This is a genomic window from Streptomyces sp. NPDC003691 (assembly GCF_053981115.1).
This window is the reverse complement of record NZ_JBSFNQ010000001.1, coordinates 206,958-231,278: the sequence shown is the minus strand read 5'-3', so window position 1 is coordinate 231,278 and position 24,321 is coordinate 206,958. Positions and strand designations below refer to the sequence as shown.

General features: G+C 71.7%; 18 protein-coding genes. 13 read left to right on the top strand and 5 right to left on the bottom strand.

Annotated features, from left to right (window positions below):
* Positions 1-114: 114 nt before the first annotated feature.
* A complete protein-coding gene (locus ACWDR0_RS00880; RefSeq protein WP_456349423.1) occupies positions 115-1,065 on the bottom strand; it encodes a D-alanine--D-alanine ligase family protein in 951 nt (316 codons plus the stop codon).
* 26 nt (positions 1,066-1,091) lie between these two features.
* Positions 1,092-2,411, bottom strand: a complete 1,320-nt coding sequence (locus ACWDR0_RS00875; protein WP_456349422.1) for an aminotransferase-like domain-containing protein — start codon at positions 2,409-2,411, stop codon at positions 1,092-1,094.
* 194 nt (positions 2,412-2,605) lie between these two features.
* On the opposite strand from ACWDR0_RS00875, the gene ACWDR0_RS00870 reads away from it, so the two are divergent.
* Entirely contained in the window at positions 2,606-3,097 is a 492-nt protein-coding gene (locus tag ACWDR0_RS00870) for a macro domain-containing protein (RefSeq protein WP_456349421.1), read from the top strand.
* A 62-nt stretch (positions 3,098-3,159) separates the two neighbouring features.
* On the opposite strand, the gene aztA is transcribed toward ACWDR0_RS00870, so the two are convergent.
* Entirely contained in the window at positions 3,160-3,909 is a 750-nt protein-coding gene (aztA, locus tag ACWDR0_RS00865; RefSeq protein ID WP_456349420.1) for a zinc ABC transporter ATP-binding protein AztA, read from the bottom strand.
* 14 nt (positions 3,910-3,923) lie between these two features.
* On the opposite strand from aztA, the gene aztB reads away from it, so the two are divergent.
* From aztB to ACWDR0_RS00835, 6 genes are all read left to right on the top strand, one after another.
* A complete protein-coding gene (gene aztB / locus ACWDR0_RS00860; protein WP_456349419.1) occupies positions 3,924-4,832 on the top strand; it encodes a zinc ABC transporter permease AztB in 909 nt (302 codons plus the stop codon).
* The gene (locus tag ACWDR0_RS00855) at positions 4,829-6,076 is read left to right on the top strand and encodes a hypothetical protein (RefSeq protein ID WP_456349418.1); all 1,248 of its coding nucleotides are present in this window, start codon (positions 4,829-4,831) and stop codon (positions 6,074-6,076) included. The genes aztB and ACWDR0_RS00855 overlap by 4 nt, the downstream gene beginning before the upstream one ends.
* Positions 6,073-7,032: a zinc ABC transporter substrate-binding protein AztC gene (gene aztC, locus ACWDR0_RS00850; protein ID WP_456349417.1), complete on the top strand. Its 960-nt coding sequence runs from the start codon at positions 6,073-6,075 to the stop codon at positions 7,030-7,032. The genes ACWDR0_RS00855 and aztC overlap by 4 nt, the downstream gene beginning before the upstream one ends.
* Positions 7,033-7,111: 79 nt before the next feature.
* A complete protein-coding gene (aztD, locus tag ACWDR0_RS00845) occupies positions 7,112-8,311 on the top strand; it encodes a zinc metallochaperone AztD (RefSeq protein WP_456349416.1) in 1,200 nt (399 codons plus the stop codon).
* Between the two features lie 209 nt (positions 8,312-8,520).
* Positions 8,521-10,698 carry an MMPL family transporter gene (locus ACWDR0_RS00840; RefSeq protein ID WP_456349415.1) on the top strand — a complete coding sequence of 726 codons (2,178 nt, stop codon included), beginning with the start codon at positions 8,521-8,523 and terminating at the stop codon, positions 10,696-10,698.
* Positions 10,699-11,297: 599 nt separating this feature from the next.
* Positions 11,298-13,259, top strand: coding sequence for a LuxR C-terminal-related transcriptional regulator (locus ACWDR0_RS00835; RefSeq protein ID WP_456349414.1), 1,962 nt, complete (start codon positions 11,298-11,300; stop codon positions 13,257-13,259).
* A 182-nt stretch (positions 13,260-13,441) separates the two neighbouring features.
* Here ACWDR0_RS00835 and ACWDR0_RS00830 read toward each other — a convergent pair whose 3' ends face one another.
* Complete coding sequence (locus ACWDR0_RS00830) at positions 13,442-14,488, bottom strand: 3-oxoacyl-ACP synthase III family protein (RefSeq protein ID WP_456349413.1); 1,047 nt, start codon at positions 14,486-14,488, stop codon at positions 13,442-13,444.
* A gap of 91 nt (positions 14,489-14,579) precedes the next feature.
* Positions 14,580-17,390 (bottom strand): AAA family ATPase, encoded by a 2,811-nt coding sequence (locus ACWDR0_RS00825; protein ID WP_456349412.1) that lies wholly within the window; start codon positions 17,388-17,390, stop codon positions 14,580-14,582.
* A 419-nt stretch (positions 17,391-17,809) separates the two neighbouring features.
* Here ACWDR0_RS00825 and ACWDR0_RS00820 point away from each other — a divergent pair, with 419 nt between their 5' ends.
* From ACWDR0_RS00820 to ACWDR0_RS00795, 6 genes are read left to right on the top strand one after another with little or no spacing between them, the layout of a single operon-like run.
* Positions 17,810-18,898, top strand: a complete 1,089-nt coding sequence (locus ACWDR0_RS00820) for a polyprenyl synthetase family protein (RefSeq protein ID WP_456349411.1) — start codon at positions 17,810-17,812, stop codon at positions 18,896-18,898.
* On the top strand, positions 18,898-19,977 hold the full coding sequence (mvk, locus tag ACWDR0_RS00815) for a mevalonate kinase (protein ID WP_456349410.1): 1,080 nt from the start codon (positions 18,898-18,900) through the stop codon (positions 19,975-19,977). The genes ACWDR0_RS00820 and mvk overlap by 1 nt, the downstream gene beginning before the upstream one ends.
* The gene (mvaD, locus tag ACWDR0_RS00810; RefSeq protein WP_456349409.1) at positions 19,967-21,016 is read left to right on the top strand and encodes a diphosphomevalonate decarboxylase; all 1,050 of its coding nucleotides are present in this window, start codon (positions 19,967-19,969) and stop codon (positions 21,014-21,016) included. Before mvk ends, mvaD begins: the two co-directional genes overlap by 11 nt.
* Complete coding sequence (locus tag ACWDR0_RS00805; RefSeq protein WP_456349408.1) at positions 21,013-22,140, top strand: phosphomevalonate kinase; 1,128 nt, start codon at positions 21,013-21,015, stop codon at positions 22,138-22,140. Before mvaD ends, ACWDR0_RS00805 begins: the two co-directional genes overlap by 4 nt.
* Positions 22,130-23,263: a type 2 isopentenyl-diphosphate Delta-isomerase gene (gene fni, locus ACWDR0_RS00800; RefSeq protein ID WP_456349407.1), complete on the top strand. Its 1,134-nt coding sequence runs from the start codon at positions 22,130-22,132 to the stop codon at positions 23,261-23,263. The genes ACWDR0_RS00805 and fni overlap by 11 nt, the downstream gene beginning before the upstream one ends.
* Positions 23,260-24,321: a hydroxymethylglutaryl-CoA reductase gene (locus ACWDR0_RS00795; RefSeq protein WP_456349406.1), complete on the top strand. Its 1,062-nt coding sequence runs from the start codon at positions 23,260-23,262 to the stop codon at positions 24,319-24,321. The genes fni and ACWDR0_RS00795 overlap by 4 nt, the downstream gene beginning before the upstream one ends.

Here is a 24,321-nt window from a genome sequence, read left to right as displayed (position 1 = left end):
TCCGCTCCCGGGGCCGTCCGTCCGGCTCCGGGAGCGAGGTGTGCCCCGCACCGGAAGGGGCACCGGCCGGGCATCGTCTCCACCGGTGCATGCCCCTCCTCACCCGGGAGGGGCTCAGGGGAGACGGCGTTGTCCGGCGGCTGCCGCGAGGTCGCGGCAGAAGTCGCCGAAGCCGAGCCCGGCCGCTTCCAGGGCCATGGGGTAGGTGCTGGTGAGAGTCATCCCCGGGGCGACGTTCGTCTCCAGCAGCACGACGTCGCCGTCGGCGGTGACGATGGCGTCCGTACGGGACAGATCCCGCAGTCCGAGGGCCCGGTGCGCGGCGACGGCGACCCGGGCGGCCTCTTCGGCGGCGGCCGGGGAGATCCGGGCGGGGCGGTGGAACTCGACGGCGCCGGGCGTGTAGCGGGCGGCGTAGTCGTACAGCCCCTCGGCGACGATCTCCACCGTCGGGAGGGCGAAGGGCCCGTCGCCGAGGTCGGCGACACCGACGGCGATCTCCGTGCCGGTGACCAGACCTTCGATCAGCGCCTCGTCGTGGTACGCGAAGCACGCCATCAGCGCCTCGGGCAGCCGCTCGGCCGTGTCCACCCGGCTCACGCCGAAGGCACTCCCGCCCGCCCGCGGTTTCACGAACAGCGGCAGCCCCAGCCGCTCGGTGATCCGGGCAGTCAAAACGGCGGCCCCCAGATCGTGGAACGCCTCCTTCGGCAGCGTCACCGACGCCGGGGTGGACAGTCCGGCCCGGGTGAACGCCTCCTTCGCCACCGCCTTGTCGAACGCGGTCCGGCACGCCCCGGGACGGGCGCCGACGTACGGCACCCCGGCCAGCTCCAGCACCTCCTTGATGGTGCCGTCCTCAGCGGCCACCCCGTGCAGCACCGGGAAGACCACGGAGTCCCGGGCATCGGCGAGCGCGGGCAGCAGATCGGTGCCCACATCGCGCAGTTCGGTCTCGACCCCGGCCCTGCGCAGGGCGTCGGCGACCCGGGTGCCGGACTTCCGGGACACTTCGCGCTCGGGGGAGAGGCCCCCCGCGATGACGACCACCCGCAGATCGGTCATGGTTCCTCGTTCTTTCTCGGCGGTGGTCATGCCTGGTCGGGGCCGGGGGTCTGGGGGCCGGTGCTGTCGGCCGGGGCGGAGGTGCCGAAGAGGTCCCGCAGCCGCAGCTCGGCACCGATGACGTCCGCCAGCAGCCGCACCCCGTCCCGGATCCGCTCCGGCGGCGGATAGCAGTACGACAGCCGCATCGCCCGCCGCCCGCCGCCGTCCGCGTAGAACCCGGTGCCCGGGACATACGCCACCCTCGACTGCACCGCCCGGGGAAGCATCGCCTTGGAGTCCAGTACTTCCGGGAGGGTGACCCAGACGAAGAACCCGCCCGCGGGCCGGGTCCACGAAACCCCCGGCGGCATGTACTTCTCCAGCGCGTCGAGCATGGTGTCCCGCCGCTCCCGGTACATCGCCCGGAAGTCCCGCATCTGCTCCGGCCATGGCTGCGTCCGGAGATAGCGGTCGACGGCGAGCTGGTTGAAGACGGCGTGGGAGAGCATGGCGCTCTCGGCCGCGAGGACGAGTTTCTCCCGTACGGCCGCCGGGGCGAGCGCCCAGCCCACCCGGAGCCCGGGGGCGAGGGTCTTGGAGAAGGAGCCCAGATAGATCACGTCGTCCGGGGCGTCGGCGCGCAGCGCCCGCATCGGCTCGTCGCCGTCGAGGTGCAGGAGGCCGTACGGATTGTCCTCCAGGAGCAGCACCCCGGCCCGGCGGCAGACCTCCACCACCCGGGGGCGGCGTTCGGCGGTGAGGGTGGTTCCGGCCGGGTTCTGGAACGTCGGCACGGTGTAGAAGAGCTTCGCCGGGCGGCCCTCGCGCGCCAGACGGGCGAAGGTCTCGGCCAGCGCCTCGGGCACGACGCCCGCCTCGTCCATCGCGACGTGGACGACGTTCGCCTGGTACGCGGCGAACACCCCGAGGGCCGTGACATAGGTGGGGGCTTCGGTGACCACGGTGTCGCTGGGGTCGACAAAGACCCGGGTCACCAGGTCCAGTGCCTGCTGGGAGCCGACCGTGACCATCACGTCGTCGGGATGGGCGTCGTCGATGCCCTCGGCCGCCATCACCCGGCAGATCGTCTCCCGCAGCCCCGGATCGCCCTGCGCGGAGCCGTACTGGAGCGCCACCGGCCCCCGCTCCGCGACCAGTTCGGCCATGAGCGTGCCGATGGCTTCCATCGGCAGCGCGGACACATTCGGCATACCCCCGGCCAGCGACACGACCTCCGGCCGCGACGCCACCGCGAACAGCGCCCGGACCTCGGAGGCGACCATCCCCGACGCCCGTGCCGCGTACCGCCCCCGCCACGGATCGACCCGCGAACCCGACCGGGAAGGCTGCTCGTCAGACTGCATCGGTACGCTCCTGTCCGTCACCGTCCAAGACCACCGACCCTACCCAGCCGCCACGGCCGCCACCCGGGAATTTCCCGGCGCCGCGCCCCCGGGCGGGCTGGGGAGGGTCCGGACGAGGGGTGCGAAGTGGTGTCTGCGAAGCCCCGTCACATCGTCCCGGCCGCACTGTCAGTGGTGGTGCGTACGGTCGCCGTATGACGATCGGCGTGGAGTATGTCCGGGGCGACGCGACGGCCCCGGTCGGCGAGGGGCCCCGGGTGATCGCGCATGTCTGCAATGACATGGGCGGCTGGGGCGCGGGTTTCGTGGTCGCTCTTTCGCGGCGCTGGCGGGAGCCGGAGCGTGCGTTCCGGCGCTGGTACCGCGACCGTGCGCACAGCGGGTTCGGCCTGGGGGCCGTGCAGTTGGTGCAGGTGGAGGAGGAGCTCTGGGTCGCCAACATGGTGGGCCAGCACGGCATCCTGACCGCCCGGACGCGGGGCGTCGCGGAGGTGCCCGTCCGCTACGAGGCCATCGACACGGCACTGGAGGAGGTCGCGGTCCGGGCGGCCGGGCTCGGTGCCTCGGTCCATATGCCCCGTATCGGCTGCGGTCTGGCCGGCGGACGCTGGGAACGCGTGGAGCCACTGGTCCGGGCCCGTCTCACCGACCGGCGGATACCCGTCACCGTCTACGACTGGCCGTGAGCCGGACCCGGTTGCGGTGGGCGGTCCGGCGAGCGGGCCACGGGGCGCCGTAACAGCCGTCCCTACCCGGCCTCGTGGCGGGCGGGGACGGCCGAGGGCGCCGGGGGCAGGACGTCGGACGGGGCTCCCGCCGCTTCCAGCAGTCCGTCGCGCAGGAGCAGGCAGTGCTGCCCGGCGCGTGCCGCGGTGAGGTCGTGCGTGGCCTGCACGACGGTGGTGCCGTCCGCGGTGACGCGGGCGAGCAGGTCCTCGATTCCCTGTCGTGCCTCGGGGTCGAGTCCCGTGCAGGGCTCGTCCAGAAGGAGCAGGTCCGACCGCTGGGCCAGTCCCTGGGCGATCAGGGCGCGCTGGCGCTGACCGCCGGAGAGGTCGCCGAGCCGGCGTGCGGCGAGATGGGCGATGCCGAGGCGTTCCAGCGCTTCGTCGACGGTGCGGTGGTCGCCGCTCGTCAGTCGCCGCCAGGGGCCGCGGGCGTACCAGCGGCCCATCTCCACGGTTCGCCGGACGGTCAGCGGAAGCGCGTCCCCTGCGGTGCTGCGCTGCGGGACGAAGGCGGGCGCGCGGTCGCCGTGGTGGTGCACGGTTCCCGCTGTGGGGCGGATCACTCCGGCGAGGACACCCAGGAGTGTCGACTTGCCGCTGCCGTTCGGCCCGGTCAGTGAGGTGACGGCCAACGCCGGTATGTCCAGGGTGACTTCACGCAGAACCGGTCGGCGGGCGTACCCGGCGTCGACCGCCGTGAGGCGGACCCGGGGAGGTCGGGGGAGTGGAGGCACGGCGGGAATCCCATCTGTAGTGATAATCATTTTCATTATAGTGTGGCCGCATGGAGTGGCTGAGCGGTCCCTTTGAGGTGACCTTTGTACAAAGAGCCCTGGTAGCAGGGCTGCTGGTGTCCGCCGTCACGGCGCTCGCGGGGACCTGGGTGGTGCTCCGGGGGATGGCCTTCCTCGGCGACGCGATGTCCCACGGACTGCTCCCGGGCGTTGCGGTCGCGGCCCTGCTCGGCGGCAGCCCCCTGGTGGGAGCCGCGGCGAGCGCCGCCGTGATGGCGACCGGGGTGACCCTCATCGGGCGGACCCCGCACCTCTCCCAGGACACGAGCATCGGCCTGCTCTATGTGGGGATGCTCTCGCTGGGCGTCATCATCGTCTCCCGGTCCCAGGCCTTCGCCGTCGACCTGACCGGCTTTCTCTTCGGCGACGTCCTTGCCGTGGGCCGGGACGATCTCCTCGTCCTGGCCTGCGCCCTGGGCGCGGCGGGGACCGTCACCGCGCTGGGGCACCGGGCCTTCCTCGCCCTCGCCTTCGACGAACGCAAGGCCCACACCCTGGGGCTGCGCCCACGATCGGCCCACGCCGTACTCCTGGGACTGCTGACCCTGGCAATCGTCGCCTCGTTCCACATCGTGGGAACCCTGCTCGTCCTCGGTCTGCTCATCGCCCCACCCGCCGCCATGCTCCCCTGGGCACGCGGCGTCCCCGCGGTCATGGCCGGAGCGGTCCTGCTGGGGGCGAGTGCCACGTTCTTCGGACTGCTCCTGTCCTGGCACCTCGACACCGCCGCGGGCGCCACGGTCGCGGCGCTCGCCGTCGCCCAGTTCTTCCTCTCCCGTGCGGCCGCGGCGCTCCGCTCCCGCCGAGCGCACCGACCCGCCGGGCCCGCCGCCGGACCGGATCGCCCCGCGGTCCCCGCCCCCCGACCCGCCGCAGACATGGGAGTCCACGACTCGTGACCATCCGCACCAGGGGCCCGGCTCCCCGCCGGGCCCCGATCGCCCTCGTCCTCATCTCCGCCCTCACCACCCTCCTCACCGCCGGATGCACGGCGGGCGGCGCCTCCGGGAACAACGCGGAACCGTCCGACCCGGCACCGCACGGCCATGTCGAAGGAGCCGAGGAATCGGCCGAACAGCAGTCACGTCTCGTCGTGAGCGAGTCCACCACAGGCCGGACCCGGGTCCTCGACCTGATCACCGGGAAGAGACACACCGTCCCGCCGGTCGAGGACGCCACCGCCCTGACCACCGACGGCCGGTTCGGCTACTTCCACACCCCCGGCGGCATCTCGGTACTCGACACCGGCGCCTGGACGGTGGACCACGGCGACCACGTCCACTACTACCGCGCCGACATCCGCACCGCCGGCCGGATCCCCACCCCGGGAACCGCCCGGACCGGAAGCGACGACGCCGTGACCGCCGTGACGACGCCGGGGCGGGGGACCACCCTCCACCGCCGGAGCGACCTGGAGAAGGGGGAGACGGGCGCGACCCGGCGCCTCTCCGGACGGTACAGCGTCGTGATCCCCTTCCGGGAGCACCTCCTGGCCGTACCCGGCCCCGGTGCGAAAGGGATATCGGTGCTCGACCGCCGGGGCCGGGAGAAGGCGGCCCTGACAACCCCCTGCCGCGACCCGCGCGGTGACGCCGTGACCCGCCGGGGCGTCGTCCTCGGCTGCGCGGACGGAGCCCTGCTGATCCGGCCGGACGGCGAGAAGCTCTCGGCGGTCCGCATCCCCTACCCCCAGGACGTGCCCGCGAACGAGCAGGCCCGCGACTTCCGCTCCCGGCCGGGCAGCGACACCCTCACGGCCCTCGCCGGAGACACCGCCGTCTGGGTCCTGGACACGACCGGACGCACCTGGAAGCGGGTGGAAACGGGCCCTGTGCTCGCCGCGGGAACCGCGGGCGACGGAGCCCCCCTGCTCGCCCTGGGCACCGACGGCACCCTGCGCGGCTTCGACACCGGCACCGGCCGGCGCACCGCCGAGGCGGACCTCGGCGCCGCGCCCTCCCGTACGGGCCTCCGTGCCGGTGCCGCCGGAGCACCCGCCATCGCCGTCGACCACAGCCGCGCCTACATCAGCGACCCGGCGGGCCGGCGGATCACCGAGATCGACTACAACGACTCCCTGCGGATCGCCCGCTCCTTCACCCTGGACATCCGCCCGGACCTGATGGTGGAGACCGGCCGATGACCACCGCGAACACCCGGCACCCGTACCGCCGCACCCTGCTGCTCCTGCTCGGCCTCCTCCCCGGGCTGCTGCTCCTCCCGGCCTGCGCCGCGGGCGACGACGGGCGGCCCCGGATCGTGGTCACCACCAACATCCTCGGCGACATCACCCGCGAGATCGCCGGGGACGAGGCCGAGGTCACCGTTCTGATGAAACCGAACGCCGACCCCCACTCCTTCGGGCTCTCCGCCGCCGAGGCGGCCACCCTCGAACAGGCCGACCTCGTCGTCTTCAACGGACTCGGACTGGAGGAGAACGTCCTGCGGCACGTCGACAACGCCCGCCGGGCCGGGGTCCCCGTCTTCGAGGCCGGTGCCGCCGCCGACCCGCTCACCTACCGGCCCGCCGACGGCGGAAGCCACCGGGGGAAGGGAGAGCCCGACCCGCACTTCTGGACCGACCCCGACCGGGTACGGAAGGCCGCCCGCCTCATCGCCGACCGGATCACCGAGCACGTCGACGGCGTCGACGGGAACGCCGTACGCGCCAACGCCCGGCGCTACGAACACCGTCTCGTCGATCTCACCTCCTGGATGACCCGGTCCTTCGACCGCATCCCCCGGGACCGCCGGGCCCTGGTGACCAACCACCACGTCTTCGGCTACCTCGCCGACCGCTTCGGTTTCCGGGTCGTCGGGGCCGTCATTCCCAGCGGCACCACGCTCGCCTCGCCCAGCTCGTCCGACCTGCACTCCCTGACCCGGGCGATGCGGGACGCGGGCGTCCGGACCGTCTTCGCCGACTCCTCACGCCCCCGGCGCCTCGCCGAGGTCCTGCGCGAGGAGATGGGAGGGGACGTACGAGTCGTCGAGCTCTACTCCGAGTCGCTGACCGGCAAGGGAGGCGGCGCGGACACCTACCTCTCGATGATGCGCGCCAACACCGAGGCCCTGGCCGAGGGCCTCACCGCGGGCTGACGGCCCCGGACGGGACATACGACCGCGCCGGGCAGGCGCGGCCCCATGCCACATCGGTGGCGAAGAAAGGAATACAACAGTGAGAACAACGGTACGCCGCCGCACCACCACCGGTGCCGCGTTCGCCCTCGCGGTCACCCTGGCCCTCACCGCCTGCGGCGCGGAGAAGGGGACGACGGCCGAGGCCACGGGCGACGGAAAACCGGACCGCGCCCGTGCCGCGGTGAAGGATCCGCTGGTCGCCACCTTCGACGGCGGCCTCTACCTCCTGGACGGCCGGACCCTGAAGCGGGCCGGGACCGTCGGCCTGCCCGGCTTCAACCGGGTCAACCCCGCCGGGGACGACACCCATGTCATGGTCTCCACCGACACCGGCTTCCGGGTCCTCGACACCTCCGCGGGAGCCCTCACCGGCGTCGAGTTCAAGGGCGCCGAGCCCGGCCATGTCGTCCGGCATGCGGGCAAGACCGTGCTCTTCACCGACGGCACCGGCGACATCCACGTCTTCGACCCGGACGACCTCGCCGCGGGCACCAAGCCCGGGGGACGCACCCACACCACCGACAAGCCCCACCACGGAGTGGCCGTCGAGCTGAAGAACGGCGAACTCCTCACCACCCTCGGCGACGACGAGAAGCGCACCGGGGCCGTCGTCCTCGACCGGAACGGCAAGGAGACCGCCCGCAGCGAGAACTGCCCCGGTGTCCACGGCGAGGCCGCCGCTCAGGGCGAGGCCATCGCCCTCGGCTGTGAGGACGGCGCCCTGATCTACCGGAACGGCGCATTCACGAAGGTCAAGTCCCCCGACCGCCATGGACGCATCGGCACCCAGGCAGGCAGCGACGTCTCCCCGATCCTGCTCGGCGACTACAAGACCGACCCCGAGGCGGAACTCGAACGCCCCGAGCGCGTCTCCCTCATCGACACCCGCACCGGCACGATGCGCCTCGTCGACCTCGGCACCAGCTACTCGTTCCGCTCCCTGGCCCGCGGCCCGCACGGCGAGGCGCTGGTCCTCGGCACGGACGGCTCCCTCCATGTCATCGACCCCGGAAAGGCCGAGGTGACCAGGAGTATCCCGGCCGTCGGAGCATGGCGGGAACCCCTGGACTGGCAGCAGCCCCGGCCGGTCCTCTTCGTCCGCGGCCACACCGCCTACATCAGCGAGCCCGGCAAACGCCGGATACACGCCTTCGACATCGCATCGGGCAAGCGACAGGCGACCGTCACCCTGCCCGAGGCACCCAACGAGCTGACCGGCGTCGTCGCGGGCCACTGACCGGCGCCGCGCCGCTCCTGCCGGTCCGACGGGCAGGAGCGGGCCCGGCCGCGGACCGTCGGTTCCCTGTGCGACGGCTGTCGCGGTACTACGGCGGGAGTACAGCGCCCGCGGTAGCGGCGTCGGCATATTGTCTTCATCCGCACGTCGACGCACGGGAGTCTCCTCATGAGGATTGAGCGCACCGCTCAACAACTCGAGGAGAGACGATGCCAACCGAGACCCCCCGCACGGACGGGGCTCTGGCGGGGCTAGCCCGGTTCTGCTATCAGCGCCGCCGCCTGGTTCTCCTGACCTGGATAGTCGGGGTGATCGCGCTGGCGGTCGTCGGATTCGGATTCGGCGCCGCCACCGACAACGACTTCACCGGTGGTGACTCGGGCTCGGCCAAGGCGCAGGCTCTGATCGAGAAGCACTTCCCCGAGCAGCAAGGGGACACGCTGACCCTCGCCATCAAGGCCGAGAAGGGAATCGACGATCCCGCGGCCCGGCAGAAGATCGAGAAGGTCATCGCCGCCCTGGACGCCGAGGCCGTCACCGGACCGGTGACCTCCCCCTACCAGGACGAGCAACTGGTCACGGATGATCGCAGGATCGCCCGGACGACCATTCCGCTGACCGACAAGAACGTGAAGAAGACCGAGGTCAAGCCGCTGGTCGACACCGTCAAGGACGCCTCGGGCGACGGGGTGACGCTGGGGCTGGGCGGGGACAAGGCGGAGAAGGCGGAGACGCCCCCGCAGGGTCCGGCCGAGAGCGTCGGTGTCCTGGCGGCCGCGGTGATCCTCTTCATCGCCTTCGGGTCGCTGGTGGCCATGGGCCTTCCGATCGTGACGGCGCTCATGGCCATCCTCGGCGGAATCGCCCTGATCAAACTGATCGGGCACCTGGTTCCGTCCCCGGACTTCACTGTTCTCGTCGCGGCGCTGATCGGGCTCGGCGTCGGTATCGACTACGCGCTGTTCATCGTCACCCGCTACCGCGAAAGCCTTGACGCGGGCGACGATCCCGAGACCGCCACGGTCAAGGCGATCACTACCGCGGGCCATGCGGTGCTGTTCGCGGGCACGACCGTCGTGATCGCCCTGCTGGGCCTGATAGCCATGGGTCAGCGGCTCATGACCGGTGTGGCGGTGGGCGCTTCGGTGACCGTGCTGGTGACAATGATCGCCGCGGTGACCCTGCTGCCGGCCTTCCTCGGCTTCACGGGATACAAAATCAACTCTCTGCGACTGCCCCGCCGCACCGGCCGCGGGCGGCAGGCCGGGGATGCCTCCTCCGGGCCCCGCCGAACGCCGGCGGAGCGCTGGGCGGGCGTGGTGCAGCGGAAGCCGCTGCTCGCAACGGTACTGGCCGGCGCCGTACTGCTGATCCTGGCAGCCCCGGCGCTTTCGATGCGGCTGAGCCTGCCCGATGCCAGCGTCCAGCCCCGCGACAGAAGCAGTTACACCTCCTACGAGATCGTCTCCGAGGGCTTCGGGCCCGGCCACGGCGCACCCCTGATCTTTGCCGCCCGGACCGGCTCCGGGGGGTCCGAACTGGGGCCCGTGGTCGAGGCGGTCCGGAAGGCCGATGGAATCGCACAGGTCACGGCGCCTCGCGTGAGCAAGGACGGGCAGGCCGCCACCTTCATGGCCTTCCCCAGGACCGGATTCCAGGACGAAGCGACCGCGGACCTGGTGCACAAGCTCCGCGACGATGTACTGCCTGCGGTGAACGGTGGCGAGAAGGTCCATATCGGTGGCCCGAACGCCGGTGCGATCGACTTCTCCGAGGAGACGAGTACCCGACTGCCGTGGATGGTCGCGATCGTCATCGTGATGTCACTGCTTCTGCTGGTAGCACTGGTCCGATCGGTCACCATCGCACTGCAGGCGGCCGTGATGAACCTGCTGTCGATCGGCGCCGCCTACGGGGTGCTGGTGGCGGTCGTGCAGTGGGGATGGCTCGGCCCGGCCCTGGGATTCCCGACAGAGATGCCGGTCACCACCTGGGTCCCGATGATGATGTTCCCCGTCCTGTTCGGCCTGTCCATGGACTACGAGGTCTTCCTGATCTCCAGGGTTCGTGAGGAGTACGAGCTCACGGGCGACACCCGGGCGGCGGTCACCCGAGGCCTGGCGCGGACCGCGAAGGTCATCACGGCAGCGGCCGCCATCATGATCGCGGTCTTCACCACCTCGCTGCTCGGCTCGGACGTGTCGATCAAGCAGATCGGTCTGGGTATGGCCGTCGCCGTACTGATCGACGCCACGATCATCAGGATGATCCTCGTTCCCGCCGTCATGGAGCTGTGCGGAAAGGCCAACTGGTGGATGCCGGGGCAAAAGGCGCCGAAGGTGCCTGCCGCTACGGACGCCGGGGCGGGGGAGAAGGCCAGGGCCTGAGTCTCTTCCCGGATCCAGCTGCGGGGGACCCGTTCACGGGTTCCCCGCACTCCTTTGCGAAGAAATGGGTGAAACATTTCCCGGAGGATGCACGATTTCCGCTGCCGGCCCTCGGGGCATTACTTATGGCACAGGCGGGCCCGCGACGGAAGTAATGGATAGAGCAATGAGATATACACTCGTCCTCGGTGACGAATGATCCATTGAAGTGCCAGGGATCTCTCGCTAGAATCCATGCCTCGTTGTGTCCGGAGCGGCTCGGCGGCGCAACCGACCCATGGGGGTGTCAAATTTCCCTGCCGGTCCTTATGTTGGCCGAATGTATTCGATAAGATTACGGCAATGGTTGCAGTGTTCCATCGGCGGCAGCCGCCGGCGCCGTTGAACGCTCCGAAAGAACTGCATAAAGGGTATGTGCGGAGTTGTAGCGTACCGGACAATACACGGGGGTGGCCGGAGTTATGACATCGGGACCGACCGTAGGGAGTCAGGAGTCGAGGTGTGCGAGCGACGGTTTGGTGGGAGTGGAGTACTCGCCGCCGCCTGCACCGAGTGGGAATCCTGCTCATGAGAATGTACTCCGAGATATTCTCGGAGGTGTGCCCGGCCGGGAGCTGGTCGAGTTTGCCGCCGGTGTCGGGTCGGATGCCGGAATGCTGGTCGAGTTCGCTTTCGGCCTTTCCGAGGAGAACCTGATCGAGGCGAGCGACGGTGGCTTTCGGCTGCGCGAGCGGAGAATTCCGCGAAGCGTTCTCATGTTGGTCAAGCGTCGGCTGGGGGATCTTAGTCCGAACTGTCAGAGATTTTTGAAGGTGGCCTCGTTATGGGGTGGCTCCTTTAGGCTGGAAGAAGTCTCCAGAATGCTGGAACAGTCTTCGGCGAGTCTGCTTTCCCCGCTCGACGAGGCCATTGCGTCCGGTTTTGTGGCGGCAGACGAGAGTCAGCTCGTATTCGAGAGCGAATTTCTCCTCGAGGGAGTCGTAGAATCCATCCCGGCCCCCGCGCGGGACGCATTGCGGCGAGAGGCGGTATGCCACTCCAGGGAGCGCGCGGAGGAATACGGTCGCAAATCCCGGACTACTGGATTTTCGCTGTGGGCCTCAGTTCATTCGAATAGTCCGTCGGTTTGTGTCGAACGGAAACCGGAGGGGGCGTACTCCCATGCCCATGGCCTGATCATGGGCGGGCAGGTGGTGGAGGGAATACGTGCCGCGGAGTTCATCCTCTCCGGGATCGCCGGTTCGGAGCGCGATCGAACCGACGCGGAATCGTCTCTGCTGCTCGGATACTCCCTGCTCGGTACCGAGCGGGCGGAACGGTATGCCGAGCAGGTTCTGCGTGAACGCAGTGCGGAGCGGGGCGACATCGCCGCGCTGATGGCGTTGACAGCGCTGTCCAACTTCCGTTGGCGCGCCGGCGGACTGGACGAGGCACTCCGCCTGGGCCGGACGGCGGCACGGAACGGCGATCGGGCCGATCCGGTCTGGCGCCTTCACCTGCTGTTGGCCCTCGCCGGAAAGCTCGCGAGTCTGCGGGAGTTCGACCGGGCCGAATCGCTCGTCGACGAGGCGGAAGCCGGTCTGCGGGAACTGCCCGTGCCGGTCTGGGGCTCCCTGGTTGCTGCCGTGCGAGCCCGGTTGTTCCTTCAGGCCGGGCGGTTCGGCGACGCCCGCCGACAGGCGGAGCTGGCGGTCACCGCCGGGGAGCCCGATACCGCCTCACTGGCCCGTCCCGTCGCGTACTCGGTCCTCAGCGCCATATTCCTCTATCTGGGGGACACTTCCACCGCGGTCGAGTATCTGAAGCGGGCGAAGGCCGAGCTGGTGACGGACGAAGCGGGTCTCTACTCCGTTCAGTACGCCTGGACGGATGTGCGCATCGCGGTGAAAAGGGGAGGGCCCCGGGCGGCCGTCGAACTGTTCGCCGGAGAATACCGCCACCTTCCGCGACAGCGGAGTCTGTACATCGAGGACCCGGCCGCCGCCGCGTTTCTCATCCGTCTGTCGCTCGATGTGCGCGACCCCGGTCTCCGGCACAGTGTCCTGGAGACGGTGGACGGACTGGCGAAGGACAACCCGGGTATCCCGGTCCTGGGCCTCAGCGCCGTGCACGCGAACGCTTCGGCGGTCGGCGATCCGGTTGCCCTCTCCCGCATCATCGCGCAGTCGCCGGACCCCATCTCGGTGGCGCTGGCCACCGAAGAGCTGGCCAGGATCTACGCGGCGAAATCACCGGTGAAGCGGAGGAACGCGCCCGCGCCGCAGCCGGATCCGTCGGAAGTGAGTCCGGAGGAGGTCGCCGTACCACTGAACACCGCCTGCTGGGCCGGTCTCTCCGACACGGAACGCCGCATCGCCTATCTGGTCAGCGTCGGAATGACCAACCGGAACATCGGTCGGCACGTTCATCTGTCGGCTCACACCGTGAACTACCACCTCCGGAAGATCTACCGGAAGCTGGGCATCAACACCCGTGTGGAGCTGGCGCGCGGGGCCGCCGGCTATTCGAGCCGGGCGGCGATCTACTCGGTCGAGGAGGAAGGGGACCCGGGCACCGGATGAACGGGCCGCGAAGCCGTGGTCGCCGGCGCCGGGTGCGCCACGGTCCTCCCGGCGGCGCCCGTGCGAGGAGTGGTCCGGGGCCGGGCGGCGGCCTCGGAGTCCCGCGGCCGCACGACCGCGCGGCGCGCGTGGTGCCCGGGCCGGGCGGCGGCCTCCTTCCGGGACCGGCCACAGGGCCGGTCTCAGGGCCGGCCGGCGACCGCGTCTCCGGCGGGGAGCACGGGCGAACGCGCATACAGGGTCGGCAGCCAGCGAGTGAGCACCGAGCCCATCGACATACCGCCGCCGAAGCCGGTGAGCAGGACCACGTCCCCGTCCCCGAGCGCCCCGCCGCGGTGGGCGTGGTCGAGTGTGACGGGGACGGAGGCCGCGCCGGTATTGCCGTAGGAATCCGCCGTGAGGTGCAGGGTCGCCCGGGGCAGTCCCAGGGCGGGCCATATCTCCCGGAGCAGTACCGCGTTCGCCTGGTGGGCGACGACATGGCCGACCTCATGGGGGTTCAGCCCCGCGCCGACCAGCAGCTCCCCGACGGCCTTGGGGACGTTGTCGCAGACGAACTCGCGGACCCGCCGGCCGTCCATCCGGAAGTACTGGAGGCCCTCGTCCAGGGTCCGGGCGGTGGCCGGGGTCCGGCTTCCCCCGGCCGGCACGGAGATCAGCTCGTACTGGTCGCCCCTGGTGAGCAGCGAGGCGGCGAAGTTGCCCCGGCCGTACGGTGCGGGCCCGAGCACCACGGCACCCGCGCCGTCACCGAACAGGACGGCGGTCCGGCGGTCCGTGCCGTCGAGGATCCTTGAGTAGATATCGGCGCCGATCACCAGCCCGTACCGCGGGCCCGGTTCGGTGCTCAGCATCCGTTCCACGACCGTCAGCGCGTACACGAAGCCGCTGCACACCGCGTTGAGGTCGAAGGCGGCCGCGTTCACGGCACCGAGCCGGTGCTGGACGATGGCCGCCGTGGACGGCTGCGGATGGTCGGGGGTGGAGGTGGCCACCACGATGTACGCCACCTCCTCGCCGCCGACGCCCGCCTGTTCCAGCGCCCGGGCCCCGGCGGCCGCGGCGAGGTCCGAGGTGGCCTGGCCGGGGTCCGCGCGGCGGCGGCTCCGGATGCCGGTCTTGCGGACGATCCACTCGTCCGTGACCCCGGCCCGTACCGCGATCTCGTCGTTGGTGACCTCGGCCGGAGGGAGGTAGGCACCGGTACCGAGGATTCCGATGGATCTCATGAAGACTCCTCTGGAGAGGGGCGGCGGCAGGCGGTGGGCCGGGACGGGCCGTGCGGCACTCGGCACTGCGACCCCGGACGCGCTCCGCCGGTCAGCCCGCGGACCCGGGCCGGTGCGCGGCGGCCGCGACGGGCGGGAGGGCCTCGTGCGAGATGAAGTGCTTGGTCAGCTCGACCCGGCTGTTGATGTCGAGTTTCGAGAACACGCGCCGGAGATGGCTGTCGACCGTGTGGGGCGACAGGAACAGCACGCTCGCCGCCTCCCTGTTGGTCCTGCCGTCGACGATCGCCCGAACCACGCGGAGCTCCGCGTCGGTGAGGCTCTCCCAGCCCGACTTGGGCCGGTCGCCACCCGCGCCGCTCACCCGGTGCACGCCGAGCCGCCGCAGCCTGTCGTGGACCCGGTCCGTATCGCGCTGGGCACCGCACTCCGCATAGAGGGCCACGGCGGATTCGAGCAGCCGGACGGTCCGGGTCCGGTTCCCCATGCCCTGCTCGACCTCCGCCGCGTCCTCGAGCGCGCCGGCCGCCGCCAGCGGGCGGGCGGCCTGCCGGTAGAGGTCCGCGGCGCGGTGCAGGGCGACCATGTCGTTGCGCAGTACGCCCTCGGCATGTTCGGCGCCACCGGCCAGGGAGCGCACGGCCGGGTTCCGGCCGGCGATCTGCCGGGCCAGCCCCGCGGCCCGTTCCGCCTCGGCGGCCAGTCCGGACTGCAGGGCCAGGCGCACCACCACGGCGGCCGCCGTGGGGACCTCGGTGAAGAGCAACCGGTCCGGCGCGACCCGCCCTTCGATGTTGATCAGCGTCTGCACCGCCATCGCCGGACGTCCACTCGCCGCGTGGAACTGGGCGAGCGCCCAGTCCAGGGGCGCCTTGTCGGCTTCGCCGTCGCCGGGCACCAGCCGCTCCGCCATCCGCAACTGCTCGCTGGCCGTGGCGAGATCACCACGGTGCATCCCCAGCCGGGCCAGCGAGACCCGGGCGGGCACGGAGTCCCCCCGCGCCGACCGGCCCGCCAGCCGGAGCGCGGCCTCCGCCTCGCCGACCGCCTCGTCGAGCCGGCCCCCCGCGGCGAGGAGCGCGGCGTCGTGCCCATACCACAGGGAACCCGGCCAGGGCCCGCCGGACTGCTCGGCCTCCTGTTTGACGGCCTCCAGAACGGCCGTCGCCTCCTCGAACCGGTCGGCCGCGACAAGGGCCCGGACCAGCCAGGTCCACAAGGGGCGCTCGCAGGTTCCGCAGCAGGTCGGGGCCGCCTGCCGGATCCCCGGGGAGGAGTCGCCCGCGATCGTGCGGATGCCGCCAGGCGGTTCGCGACGGGCGCCGGGGTACGGTGCCGGTCCGGCCGGCCGCGGTGCGGAGTCCGCACCGGCCGCACCGCTCACGGGCTCCGCAGTACTCCCGAGCGCGACGCTCAGCCGGGTCCGGTCCGGTCCGGTGACGTCCTGGCGTGCCAGCGCGCGCCGGAGGAGTCCGAGCGACGCGTCCCACCGGCCGGAGTGCGCCAGCGCATCGCTCAGTTCGAGGACCAGATGCACCTCGGCGGACGCCTCCGCCCCGGGGCGCAGCGCGATGTCCGCCAGCCGTACGGCTTCGGCGCCCCGGCCCGCCCCCGCCAGCAGCCGCAGGACCGGTGCCAGCGTCCTGGGCACCGCGCCGTACGGATCGCCCAGAGCGGGCAGGGCCCGCGCCACCATGCCGTCGCAGGCGCAGCCCGACGGCCGCGGTGATGCCGGCGGGCCCGGCACGGCGGCGGCCGGTGTCCGGCCTGGGGGAAGCACCTCCCGGGGGCCGGGGGTCACGGGTTCCCCGTACGGTGCGGCCTCCGGCGGGTCCGGAAGGTGCCCGCGGAGGGTATCGGCGTGCCACGCCGTTCCGTCCCGGAGCATGTGCGGGGCCGGGACCCGCTCCTGGAAGACGTCGTAGCGGAGGGCTTCCTGGACGACCGGGTGGGCGAAGACCAGCCGGGTGCCCTCCTTCCGGAGCAGGCCGGTGCGCAGCGCTCCCTCGACCGCCGGGGCGCTGTCGGGATCCGGACCGCCGGGAACGGCCGCCGCCTCCTCGGCGGTGAACTCGGAACCGCCCCCGCCGCCGGAGACCAGAAGCCGCCGAACCGGCTCGGGCACTCCCGCCAGCACCCGGCCGACGACCGTGAGGAACTCCTCGGGCAGCCGGCCGGGCACGGCCGAGGCCGTACCGTCCACGACGACCATCCGGCCGGCCCGGACGAACGCGTCGATCAGGCTCTCCACCAGCCACGGGTTGCCACCGCAGCGGTCCGCCAGCCGGCGCACCGAGGGATCCGGCGCGGCGCCGAGGAGGTTGGTGCACAGGCCGGTCACCGCCGCGTCGTCCAGCGGGGCGAGGGGGAGCCGTACCGCGGCGTGGTCGAGCAGCCAGCCGAGCGCATGCCGGGCGAGCGACCGGGTGCCGGCCGGGCGGTGGGCGACCAGCCAGAGCACCGGGGACGCGGAGAGCGACTGCACCAGCCCCCGCAGCGCGAGGCCGCCGACGTCGTCGAGCCGCTGCGCATCGTCGAGGACGACCACGAGGGGCCGTCCGCGTGCCGCCTTCCCGACCAGCTCTCCGACCCGGTCCATCAGCCAGAAGGGATTCCGGTCCGGGCGCGTCAGATCGTCGAAGTCGACCGTCTCGGACATGACCTGCCGCAGGTAGTTGACCAACAGGTGCAGGGGGGCCGGCTGTTCGCCGTGCCCGGCCCGCCCGGAGACGACTGCCAGTTTCCGCCGGGCTCCTTCCAGAGCCATGGCCTGCAGCAGACGGGTCTTTCCGGTGCCGAACGGCCCTTCCACGACGATGCAGCCCCCGGAGCCCGCCGCAACGGATTCCATATGGCCGCCCAGCGCGGACAGGGCGTCGTCGCGCCCCATCAGTGGATTCATGATCTCCCCCGTGTCGTCACGGCAATCGTCCGGCGCCGGGTCGTCGGATGCGCGGCTGGTGATTCACGATGCCGATAGGGTCCGGTTCCGGTACGCCGAGATATGCAGTGCTCTCACTATCGCATTCGACGGGTCGCGAATGCCTCACTCGGTCGAGTGGGATCCCGGGGGCGCCGGAACTACTCGGGTGAGTAGTGGGCACGAGGCCGGGCCCTGGTTAGGGTGAGGCCGTGTCGAATTCCTTTCGACCTCTCCGCCTTCCGTTTTTCGCGGGCCGCCGGACCGTCGGGCAGCCGTGCCGATCGGCATTCTGTGAATCATGAAGCGAAGAACGGTCCCCGAGTTCCCGCGGATTGATGCGGTCTCTATAAACGACAGGGACACGGGACGAATCGTGCCCTCGACCGAGAGTTGAGAACATGACCGTCAGCTATCTCGGAGAATCCGTCGACCGGGCTGCCGTCGATGCCGCGCTCGAGGACTTCTTCGCCGAACGCCGGACCGAAACGGAACCGCTGGGACGGGACTTCGCCACGGTTGCCGCGGAACTGGAGAACTTCGTCCTGCGCGACGGCAAGCGGCTCCGCCCGGTCTTCGCCCGGCTGGGCTGGATCGGTGCCGGGGGAGACCCCGACGGTCCGGTGGCCGCGGCGGTCCTGAGTGCCTGCGCCGCTCTCGAACTGCTGCACGCGTCGGCCCTGATGCACGACGACATCATCGACGCGTCCCCGACCCGCCGGGGCCGCCCCGCCGCACATGTCGTCCTCACCCGGATGCACCGGGCGCGGCACTACTCCGGACCGGCCGACGGCTTCGGGACCGGTACCGCCGTCCTGCTCGGGGATCTGGCCCAGACCTGGGCCGATGTCATGCTGCGCGGCTCCGGGCTGCCGTCGGACGCCCAGACCAGAGTGGGGCCGGTCTGGTCCGCCGTACGCTCGGAGGTTCTCTACGGACAGTTGCTCGACCTGATCACCCAGGCGAAGGGCGACGAGGACGTGGCGGCCGCCGAGCGTGTCATCGCGTACAAGACGGCGTCGTACACGGTGGAACGCCCCCTGCAGTTCGGCGCGGCGATGGCAGGCGCCGACGCCGCTCTCGGCACGGCCTACCGGTCGTTCGGCACGGATGTCGGAATCGCCTTCCAGCTCCGGGACGATCTGCTGGGTGTCTTCGGCGATCCGGCGGTGACCGGCAAGCCGTCGGGAGACGATCTGCGCGCGGGCAAGCGGACGGTTCTCCTGGCGACGGCGCTCCGGCTGGCGGACGAACGGGAGCCGGACGCGGCGCGGTTCCTGCGGTCGAGGATCGGGCACGACCTCTCCGACGGCGAACTCTCCACCGTACGGGACGTTCTCGTCGACGTCGGAGCCGTCGACGAGATCGAACGGCAGATCGCCCACCGCACCGACGCGGCCCTGGCCGTGCTGGAGGCGAGCACCGCGACGGATCCCGCGAAGGACCAGCTCGCCACGGTGGCGATCAGAGCGACGCAGCGGGTCCGGTGATGGGCCGGACGAACGCGCGCACGCCGCGCGCCCGGACCGGCCCCGGCACGGTCCGGTCCGGCGCCGGACGCGCCCACGGGAAGGTGATCCTCCTCGGCGAGCATGCCGTCGTCTACGGCGCCCCGGCCCTGGCCGTGCCGGTACCCCGGATGACGGTCACGGCGAGTGTGACCGCGTCCCGGCCCGGTGACGGCCCCCCGGACCGGGTCTCCTTCACGATGCGTGACGGCGGATCCGGATCCGGGGCGGCGCCGCTCGCCACCGGCGGTCTGTCCCGGCTGGTGGCGGAGTTCGGGGCGAGGACGGGTGTCGAACCCGGCCGTCTCGACGTACTGGTCGACAGCGCGGTCCCGCAGGGCCGCGGACTCGGCTCCAGCGCCGCGTGCGCCCGGGCCGTGGTCCTGGCGCTGGCGGATCTCTTCGGCCGTCCGCTCGGCGACCGGGACGTCTTCGAACTGGTGCAGGTCTCGGAGCAGGTGATGCACGGGCGGGCGAGCGGGATCGACGCCTTCGCCACCGGTGCGACGGCTCCCGTCCTGTTCCGCTCCGGCAGCGGGGGCGGGCCGCCCTCCCCCGTCCCGGCCGGCGGCACGGCCCGGCAGTCAGCCGCGGTCCGTACGGAATCCCTGCGGCCCCGTGGATTCGGCGGACTGTTCGTCATCGCGGACAGCGGTACCGGCGGCAGTACCAGGGAGGCCGTACGTCTGGTGGGGGAGCGCTTCGCGCGGGATCCGGCGGCGCGGGAGGAATTCCTGGACCGGGTGACAAGCCTGACCTGCGCCGCCGCCGATGACCTCGTGCACGGCCGGACCGGCGACTTCGGCGCACGTATGACGGAGAACCACCGGCTCCTGCGGGGGCTGGAGCTCAGTACGGCCCGGATCGAAGACCTGGTCCGCGCCGCGCTCTCGGCCGGTGGCCTGGGTGCGAAGCTCAGCGGCGGCGGGCTCGGGGGCTGTGTGGTCGCGCTGGCCGCGGACCCGGCCCGGGCCAGGAAGGTCGTACGGCATCTCCACGAGGCGGGCGCCGCCCGTACCTGGTTGCTGCCCGCAGGAAGGTTCGCCGATCATGCCGCTTGACGCCGTGCCCGCACCGGCCGGGTCCGGGGAACACGTTCCGGACGACGGCTCTACCGCCGTGGCCCACCCCAACATCGCGCTCATCAAGTACTGGGGCAAACGCGACGAGGAGTTCGTCGTTCCGTACGTCGACAGTCTGTCGATGACCCTGGACATCCTGCCGACGACGACCACGGTCCGGCTCGGCCCCCGGGGACGGCCCGACCGTGTGACCTTCGACGGCTCACCCGCGGAAGGTGAGCGGCGACACCGCATCACCGCCTTCGTCGCACTGGTACGGGAACTGGCCGGGCGCGGCGAATCCGCCCTTGTGGAGACCCGCAACGCCGTCCCCACGGGAGCGGGGCTGGCCTCCTCGGCAAGCGGCTTCGCCGCCCTGGCCGTCGCCGCCACCGCCGCCTACGGCCTCGACCTCGATCCCACCGCGCTGTCCCGGCTCGCCCGGCGCGGATCGGCTTCCGCCGCCCGGTCGCTGTTCGGCGGCTTCGCCGTGTGCCATGCGGGCCACGGCACCGGCGCCGCCGCGGACCTCAGCTCCTACGCCGAACCGCTGCCCCTGCCGGATTTCGACCCGGCCCTGGTGATCGCACTGGTCAGCACGGATGCCAAGAAGGTCTCCAGCCGGTCCGCCATGCGGCGGACCGTCGAGACCTCACCGCTGTACCGGGCCTGGGCGGCATCGGGCCGGGACGACCTCGCCGATATGCGGGCGGCGCTCCGCCGCGGCGATCTCGAAGCCGTCGGCGAGATCGCCGAGCGCAACGCCCTCGGCATGCACGCGACGATGCTGGCCGCGCGCCCGGCGGTACGGTACTTCTCACCGGCCACGGTCGCCGTCCTCGATGCCGTACTGCGGCTCCGGAGCGACGGTGTACCGGCGTACGCGACCATGGACGCCGGACCGAACGTCAAAGTGCTCTGCCCGCCCGGGGCCGCGGAGCGGGTGGCCGGAACCGTCCGCGCCGCCGTCCCGGACGGTTCGGTGCTCGTCGCCCGGCGCGGACCGGGCGCTCGGCTGCGGCCGGGAGCCGGCCGGTGACCGGCCGGGGAACCGTCAGCCGGAGCGCGCCCGGGAAACTCTTCGTCCTCGGCGAGTACGCCGTACTGGAACCGGGTGTCCCCGCGCTGCTGACAACGGTCGACCGGCGCGCGCGGGTGACGGTCTCCCGATCCCCGGACCCCGGTGTCGTGGTCGACTCGGACCTCTGTCCGCACCGGGTGCGGCTGCGGCGCTCCGAGAGCGGCCTCACCGGACTCGGCCCGGAGGACGAACGGCTGCGGCGGGACCGGCTCAGCCATCTGGCGTCGGCCGTCGAGGTGGTGGAGCAGCTCCTGGCCGGGCGCGGCCCGGCCCCCGGCCCCCTGCGGGTCTCGGTCCGCAGCGAGCTGCACCGGCACGGCACCAAGCTGGGTCTGGGGTCGAGCGGCGCGGTGACGGTGGCCGCGGTGGCCGCGGTCGCCGCCCACTACGGGCTGGAGCTGCCGCCCGAAGCCCGGTTCCGGCTGGCGATGCTGGCCACGGCACGGCTCGGTGCCCGGTCGTCCGGCGGCGATCTCGCCGCGAGCGTCTGGGGCGGCTGGCTCGAATACCGGGCGCCCGACCGTACCGCCGTGCTCGACACGGCGGAGCGCCGGGGCGTCGCGGAGACGATGAGCGTGCCCTGGCCGGGGTTCGGGGTACGGCGGATCCCACCGCCGCGCGGACTCGCGCTGAAGGTGGGCTGGACCGGCCGGCCCGCCCGGACCCCGTCGCTGACGGAGGGGCTGGGGAAGCGGGAACGGCGCGGCGGCGGCAGCTCGTGGCAGGACTTCGTAGAGCGCAGTGAGGCCTGTGTGAACGCCTCGGTCCGGGCCCTGGAACGGGGCGACGACCACGAGGTGCTGCGGCGCGTCGGTGATGCCCGCGGTCTGCTCGCCGGTCTCGACGACCGGCTGGGGCTCGGGGTCTTCACCCCCGAACTGACGGCGATGTGCGATGTCGCCGAGGCGCTGGGCGGCGCGGCCAAACCGTCCGGCGCCGGTGGCGGGGACTGCGGGATCGCCCTGCTGGACGCCTCGTCGGGCGACAGGACCTCCGTGCTCCGGGAGGGATGGGCCGCCTCGGGGGTGTCCCTCCTTCCCCTGCGTACACAGTCGGTGAGAGGGGAGCGGAATGATTGCTGAGCGCAAGGACGACCATGTTCGGCTGGCGGCCGAACAACAGAGCCGCCCGGGCGGCTACAACCAGTTCGACGATGTGACCTTCGTCCATCACGCGCTGGCCGGGGCAGACCGGCCGGACACCTCGCTGACCACCCGGTTCGGCGGCGTCGAATGGGCCGCACCGCTGTACATCAACGCGATGACCGGCGGCAGCGCGCGTACCGGCGCCATCAACCGGGATCTGGCGATCGCCGCCCGGGAGACCGGTGTCGCCATCGCGACCGGCTCCATGAGCGCCTACTTCGCCGACGCGTCCGTGGCCGGCACCTTCAGCGTGATGCGCCGGGAGAACCCGGACGGATTCGTCATGGCCAACATCAACGCGAACACCTCCGTGGCGGACGCCCGGCGGGCCGTGGACCTGCTGCGGGCGGACGCCCTCCAGATCCACCTCAACGCCGTCCAGGAGACGGTGATGCCGGAGGGCGACCGGTCGTTCTCCCACTGGGCGCCCCGGATCGAGAAGATCGCGAACGGGGTGGACGTTCCGGTGATCGTCAAGGAGGTCGGTTTCGGGCTGAGCCGGGAGACCGTGGCGGGCCTGCGGGACCTGGGGGTGCGCGCGGCGGACGTGGCGGGCCGCGGCGGCACGAACTTCGCGGTGATCGAGAACGGCCGGCGCGACCATGCGACGTACTCCTATCTCGACGGCTGGGGCCAGTCCACTCCCGCCTGTCTGCTGGACTGCCTGGACGCCGGACTTCCGGTCCTGGGCTCCGGCGGGGTGCGCAACCCGCTCGACATGGCGCGGGCCCTGGCGCTGGGTGCCGTCGCCGTCGGGGCCTCCGGAGGGTTCCTCAGGACCGTTCTCGACGGCGGGGTACCCGCCCTGGTCCGGCGGATCACCGTATGGCTCGACCAGCTGAGGGCCCTGATGACCGTCCTGGGCGCGCGGACCCCGGCCGGACTGACCCGGTGCGACGTACTGGTCCGCGGCGACCTGCGGGCGTTCTGCACCGACCGGGGCATCGATCTCCGGCGGCTGGCCGGACGGTCCCGTTCCCCCGGCGGACGGTCTCCTTCCTCCGGCGGACCGTCACTTTCCCCCAGCACCACGGACGACGAGCCGGGAGGCACCGGATGAACGATCCGCAGGCGATTGCCGGCGTACCCCTGAAGTGGGTGGGGCCCCTGAGGATCCGGGGCAATGTGGCGACCACCGAAACCGAAGTCCCGCTGGCCACCTACGAGTCGCCGCTCTGGCCGTCCGTCGGCCGCGGCGCGAAGGTCTCCATGCTGGTCGAACGGGGAATCACCGCCACCCTGGTCGACGAGCGGATGACCCGCTCGGTACTGGTGACCGCGGCCGACGCGGAGACCGCGTATCTCGCGGCCCTGGAGGTGGACGCGCGGCTCGGTGAACTGCGCGAGGTCGCCCGGGCCTGCGGCAGGTTCACCGAACTGATCGGCTTCCGTCACGAGGTCACGGGCAATCTGCTGTTTCTGCGGTTCGAGTTCGCCACCGGCGACGCCTCCGGGCACAACATGGCCACCCTGGCCGCGGACGCGTTGCTGAGCCGCATCCTGGACACGGTGCCGGGGGTCTCGTACGGGTCGATCTCGGGAAACTACTGCACCGACAAGAAGGCGACCGCGATCAACGGCATCCTCGGCCGCGGCAAGAACGTGGTCACCGAGATCCTGGTGCCGGCGGACATCGTCCGGGACGTGCTGCACACCTCGGCCGCCGCGATAGCCGAACTGAACGTACGCAAGAACCTGATCGGCACCCTGCTCGCCGGCGGCATCCGGTCGGCCAACGCGCACTACGCCAATATGCTGCTCGGCTTCTACCTTGCGACGGGCCAGGACGCGGCCAACATCATCGAGGGTTCGCAGGGGGTGACCGTCGCCGAGGACCGGGACGGGGACCTCTACTTCTCCTGCACCCTGCCCAACCTGATCGTGGGAACGGTCGGCAACGGCAAGGGGCTCGGCTTCGTGGAGGAGAACCTGCGGCGGCTCGGCTGCCGGGAGCCCCGGGAACCCGGGGAGAACGCGCGCCGGCTCGCGGTCATCGCGGCCGCGGCGGTGCTGTGCGGCGAACTCTCGCTGCTGGCGGCGCAGACGAACCCCGGTGAGCTGATGCGGGCGCATGTCCGGCTGGAGCGCAGGAACGCGACTACGAAGCTCGGAGGCTAG